Source organism: Pseudocitrobacter sp. 2023LY-00077, from assembly GCF_055796175.1.
On sequence record NZ_JBSPEI010000040.1, the window covers coordinates 1,335 to 4,961 of the forward strand.

The 3,627-nt window shown below is 53.4% G+C and carries 10 protein-coding genes; all 10 read right to left on the bottom strand.

Features of this window, described 5'->3' with window-relative positions:
* The coding region (locus tag ACWWFX_RS24815; RefSeq protein WP_473225059.1) for a DUF4406 domain-containing protein at positions 1 to 92 on the bottom strand (92 nt) is incomplete at its 3' end.
* A complete protein-coding gene (locus tag ACWWFX_RS24820) occupies positions 89 to 307 on the bottom strand; it encodes a hypothetical protein (protein WP_257651937.1) in 219 nt (72 codons plus the stop codon). The genes ACWWFX_RS24815 and ACWWFX_RS24820, both read right to left, overlap by 4 nt.
* Entirely contained in the window at positions 304 to 897 is a 594-nt protein-coding gene (locus tag ACWWFX_RS24825; protein WP_473225053.1) for an MT-A70 family methyltransferase, read from the bottom strand. The genes ACWWFX_RS24820 and ACWWFX_RS24825 overlap by 4 nt, the downstream gene beginning before the upstream one ends.
* The gene (locus ACWWFX_RS24830; RefSeq protein ID WP_473225054.1) at positions 894 to 1,061 is read right to left on the bottom strand and encodes a hypothetical protein; all 168 of its coding nucleotides are present in this window, start codon (positions 1,059 to 1,061) and stop codon (positions 894 to 896) included. Before ACWWFX_RS24830 ends, ACWWFX_RS24825 begins: the two co-directional genes overlap by 4 nt.
* Positions 1,054 to 1,350, bottom strand: coding sequence for a hypothetical protein (locus ACWWFX_RS24835; protein ID WP_473225055.1), 297 nt, complete (start codon positions 1,348 to 1,350; stop codon positions 1,054 to 1,056). Before ACWWFX_RS24835 ends, ACWWFX_RS24830 begins: the two co-directional genes overlap by 8 nt.
* 14 nt (positions 1,351 to 1,364) lie before the next feature.
* A complete protein-coding gene (locus tag ACWWFX_RS24840; RefSeq protein ID WP_473225056.1) occupies positions 1,365 to 1,907 on the bottom strand; it encodes a single-stranded DNA-binding protein in 543 nt (180 codons plus the stop codon).
* Positions 1,900 to 2,424 carry an HNH endonuclease signature motif containing protein gene (locus ACWWFX_RS24845; protein WP_473225057.1) on the bottom strand — a complete coding sequence of 175 codons (525 nt, stop codon included), beginning with the start codon at positions 2,422 to 2,424 and terminating at the stop codon, positions 1,900 to 1,902. Before ACWWFX_RS24845 ends, ACWWFX_RS24840 begins: the two co-directional genes overlap by 8 nt.
* Positions 2,425 to 3,150 (bottom strand): Rad52/Rad22 family DNA repair protein, encoded by a 726-nt coding sequence (locus ACWWFX_RS24850; protein ID WP_473225058.1) that lies wholly within the window; start codon positions 3,148 to 3,150, stop codon positions 2,425 to 2,427.
* Positions 3,147 to 3,305 (bottom strand): hypothetical protein, encoded by a 159-nt coding sequence (locus tag ACWWFX_RS24855; RefSeq protein ID WP_411355967.1) that lies wholly within the window; start codon positions 3,303 to 3,305, stop codon positions 3,147 to 3,149. Before ACWWFX_RS24855 ends, ACWWFX_RS24850 begins: the two co-directional genes overlap by 4 nt.
* Positions 3,302 to 3,499, bottom strand: coding sequence for a hypothetical protein (locus ACWWFX_RS24860; RefSeq protein ID WP_032667076.1), 198 nt, complete (start codon positions 3,497 to 3,499; stop codon positions 3,302 to 3,304). The genes ACWWFX_RS24855 and ACWWFX_RS24860 overlap by 4 nt, the downstream gene beginning before the upstream one ends.
* Between the last annotated feature and the right edge of the window lie 128 nt (positions 3,500 to 3,627).

Genomic DNA, 3,627 nt, shown 5'->3' on the forward strand with positions numbered 1-3,627 from the left:
CCTTTCGACCAGAGATGAAAATGCGCATGGTTAAAAGCGGCGCGGTTAAAATTAGGTAGGCCGATCATGGGCCCGGCGATGTAAATCTTCATGACTCCACTCCATACCGCCCATGCAGGCGACCAATAACGCTGTTAAAGCGAATCAGGCTGATACCGATCGGCTTAATAACCTCGTAGTGTTTTTTGAGGATGGGCTTCACTGTGGAATCCCAGTTAGGTTTGGGCTTTTGGCGCATGGCCTTCTTGATTTCTTCGGCACACCGTCTGGCTTCGGCGCGGATTACGTTCTCCTGCTCTGGGGTCATGCGGCCTCCGTTTTCATTGCGTCGATCGCACAGCCGGGAAGCAGCTGAACCGCTGGACCGTCGCACTGATTTCCCCATACATCGAAGCCATGCGATGACTGGCGCGCGAACAACTCAATGCGCGGAATGTCACCCAACAACTGCACCAGTTTTTCTCGCACGATATCCGGCTTACGGGAGTTCTCCAGCCGCGGCGCGGTGACATGCTGGCAGATAGATGCATCCATGCGTTCTGGTAACTTTCCGCGTACCGCAAACAGGCAGTCTTCACTATTAGCCCTGGTCATGTGGCCCATTCCGATCGCGCTGTTTCCTTTGTGCTTATTCGTCTTGTGCCAGGTGAATCCCTTCATGGTCATCAGGCGGAATCCACACGCCTCGACAACCTTCAACGCCTCAATTGGCTGAGTCGGCACCCACCACATCGCCAGCAGGCAACTATCTGCAGCCAGATCCCACACCGGAATGCGGCAGATATCCTGCACATTCATCACCGGATATTTGAATCCGGCCCCGCGGTCGCCATCGGCTGCTTTGTCTCGGTATGTCCATGGCGGATCCGCATAAATCAGAGTGTATTTTCCGGTCATACATCCTCCCGCTCCGGATCGTTAACATCCCAGCCATTACGCTCGATATTCGCTTTCAAACGCATATCGCCAACTTCCTCGACGCTGCGCCCGGTTAGCTCAGCTACCTGCTCGTTGGTGTGGCGCCAGAGCAGGGCGAGCTCTTCTGTTTTCCAGTTAGTCATTTCGTACCTGCCCATAACGACCAATAAAGTTTCTGAACCGTTCTTCCACATACTCGGCCGGACGAACCGGGCCAGTAATGACGTAGTGCGGCCCGGCGAATGTATTCATGCGCCATACGGATACAGCATGCATGTCTGCGGTTTTACGCTGCATGCGCTGTTCGCGAGTTTCTGTCGGTAATTTGCATCCGTTTGCAACGTGCTCTCGAAGCATTGCCAGCACCTCTTCTTTGGTGCCAAGGCGTTGTGGCGGGTGTAGATAGCCCGCCCCGGGTAGAGGTGCTGACATGTTGAAGCTCCTGATTAAATTGCGTGGATGGTATGACGTGGGAAGGGAAGTGTTACGGGTGCAAAAGGAATATCGTCGTCGAAGTCCATCGGAGGCTCGTTAGACGGTGCTGGTGCGGAGCGTTGCGACTGGCGAGACTGCGCGCCGCCACTGTACTGATTGCCTCCCTGCTGTTGACCACCACCTGCTGGTGCCGAGCCACCTCCCTGACGACCTCCAAGCATCTGCATTGTGCCGCCGACGTTGACCACCACCTCCGTGGTGTACTTCTCGACGCCAGCCTGATCTGTCCATTTGCGGGTGCGCAGCTGGCCTTCGATATAAACCTGAGAGCCTTTACGCAGATATTCACCAGCTACCTCTGCCAGCTTTCCGAACAGAACGACGCGGTGCCATTCCGTTTGCTCTTTAAGCTCGCCGGTAGCTTTATCACGCCAGGATTCGGAAGTAGCCAGGGTGATGTTGGCTACCGAGCCACCACTGGGCAGATAACGGATGGCTGGATCGTCACCAAGTCTTCCAACCAAGATCACTTTATTTACGCCTGAGCTAGCCATGATTTACCTTATTCTTTTCGATAGCGGCGCCGTTATAACCCTTTGCTCCGCTGATTAAGTTTTCGCGTGACCGTTTACTCAACCGACCCCTAATTGAGCAGTCGCGCATATTTTGCTTTTGAGTTCCAATTTCAAGGTGCTTTGGGTTGGTGCATTCCGGGTTGTCGCACTTATGCCTAACAACCATCCCCAGTGGAATTCTTCCGTATGCCAACTCATAACTAACTCTGTGAGCATTTTCCGGGTTTGCATTCGACCTGTCGCGATTGGAGAGAATGCCGTAACCCCTACCATCTTTTGCACCAGACCAGCCCCAGCATTCATCTGGGCCAATTTTGATTTGCTTATTTGCGAGGCGGATCCCTATATCTACGATTTTTGAACGTGCTAAGTTTGCGTTATTGCATTTGATGCAGCAGAACCTTCTGGCTTGCCACTCTTTTTCTGACGCGCGCTTGCTTTCGGCTATTAAAGATCCGCATTCAGTGCAGCTCTTAGTTCTTCCGGAAATTGTCATCTACGCAGCCTGTTTAAGTTCTTTGAGTCGAATGCCTGTGACGTCTTTGCATTTGTTCTGGTGCTCAGCAAAGCCGTTAAGTAATTTCCATGTGTCTTCATAGCGATGCTTAAGCCGCTCGCTATCATTTTCAGAGCCAGCGTATGCTGAGAATTCGGCGAGTATTTTGTCCGCATCCACTGACTGAGGTGCCTGGTCTTCCTGCTGGTGACCATCATGAGGTTGCTGGTTCTGCTCAATCTGTGTTCCTGATGGCAATGCCCATCCAGGGAGCGCTGGCGCTTTCCAGTAGAACACGCCAACCTCTTTTGATTTGGCGTACTGGAACCCGGGCGCGCGCGTTGCTGAAACCACTGCGAACCCTTCCTCCAGGTTGTAGAGGTAACGACCGATCCCCCATTGCACGGCGGCGCGCTTCATGGCGCCAGAGCGACCACCTTTCACAGCTTCAACCTGTGTGTTTTCTGCCGCATCCCACTTGGTGATCCACTCGCCTTCAACCTTGATGGAAATACCGCACTCAACGCCGCCATTGTTCGGAATATCGCGGTATTCGTTACGCCAGCCAGCTTTGCCGCATACTTCATCCAGCCGCTTCATGATTGCGCGGTTAGTTACATAGGCCAGCACCTTTGCCCAGATTCCGTTATTGTTTTTACCCACCTGCTGAATGCGCCACTCAATATCCTCACTGGCAAATGGCGCGTCTAAATCATCAAGGTTCATGTGTAATTCCCCGCAAACTCATCCCAGCTAATGACCGGGTTCTGCCGCTCGGCGGCCAGGTTGACTGGCTCGTCGTCGTGTTCTGGCTTTTCTGGTATCACGTCGCGCATAAGGCGAAGGAACGATTCTTCATCCCACCGTTCTGCGGCCGTCATGCTGCGCGCTCCTGATGAGTGATGATGTAACCCTGCTCAGCCAGCCATTCGATGACTTCTGCACCGTCGAGCTGGGGTAGTACGTCACGGGTTTTAACGGTACCGGCCAGCACCACGCCTTCCATCTCAACTTTGATGGTGTTGTGGGGGCCGACGGATGTGCGCATGTCCACGCACTCGCATGTGATATTCATGATTCACCTCAATAATGAATTTTCGCGCATGGGATCATGTCATCCTTCAGAGCGGTAAGCACTTCGATAGCCTGTTCGCGGGTTAAGCTGGTGTGGCTGGTGAGCGCGTTAACGATGTTGGTGCCGAC

Coding starts and splice junctions, on each gene's coding strand:
- ACWWFX_RS24820 (WP_257651937.1), bottom strand. CDS start 307: ATGACCCCAGAGCAGGAGAACGTAATCCGCGCCGAAGCCAGACGGTGT.
- ACWWFX_RS24825 (WP_473225053.1), bottom strand. CDS start 897: ATGACCGGAAAATACACTCTGATTTATGCGGATCCGCCATGGACATAC.
- ACWWFX_RS24830 (WP_473225054.1), bottom strand. CDS start 1,061: ATGACTAACTGGAAAACAGAAGAGCTCGCCCTGCTCTGGCGCCACACC.
- ACWWFX_RS24835 (WP_473225055.1), bottom strand. CDS start 1,350: ATGTCAGCACCTCTACCCGGGGCGGGCTATCTACACCCGCCACAACGC.
- ACWWFX_RS24840 (WP_473225056.1), bottom strand. CDS start 1,907: ATGGCTAGCTCAGGCGTAAATAAAGTGATCTTGGTTGGAAGACTTGGT.
- ACWWFX_RS24845 (WP_473225057.1), bottom strand. CDS start 2,424: ATGACAATTTCCGGAAGAACTAAGAGCTGCACTGAATGCGGATCTTTA.
- ACWWFX_RS24850 (WP_473225058.1), bottom strand. CDS start 3,150: ATGAACCTTGATGATTTAGACGCGCCATTTGCCAGTGAGGATATTGAG.
- ACWWFX_RS24855 (WP_411355967.1), bottom strand. CDS start 3,305: ATGACGGCCGCAGAACGGTGGGATGAAGAATCGTTCCTTCGCCTTATG.
- ACWWFX_RS24860 (WP_032667076.1), bottom strand. CDS start 3,499: ATGAATATCACATGCGAGTGCGTGGACATGCGCACATCCGTCGGCCCC.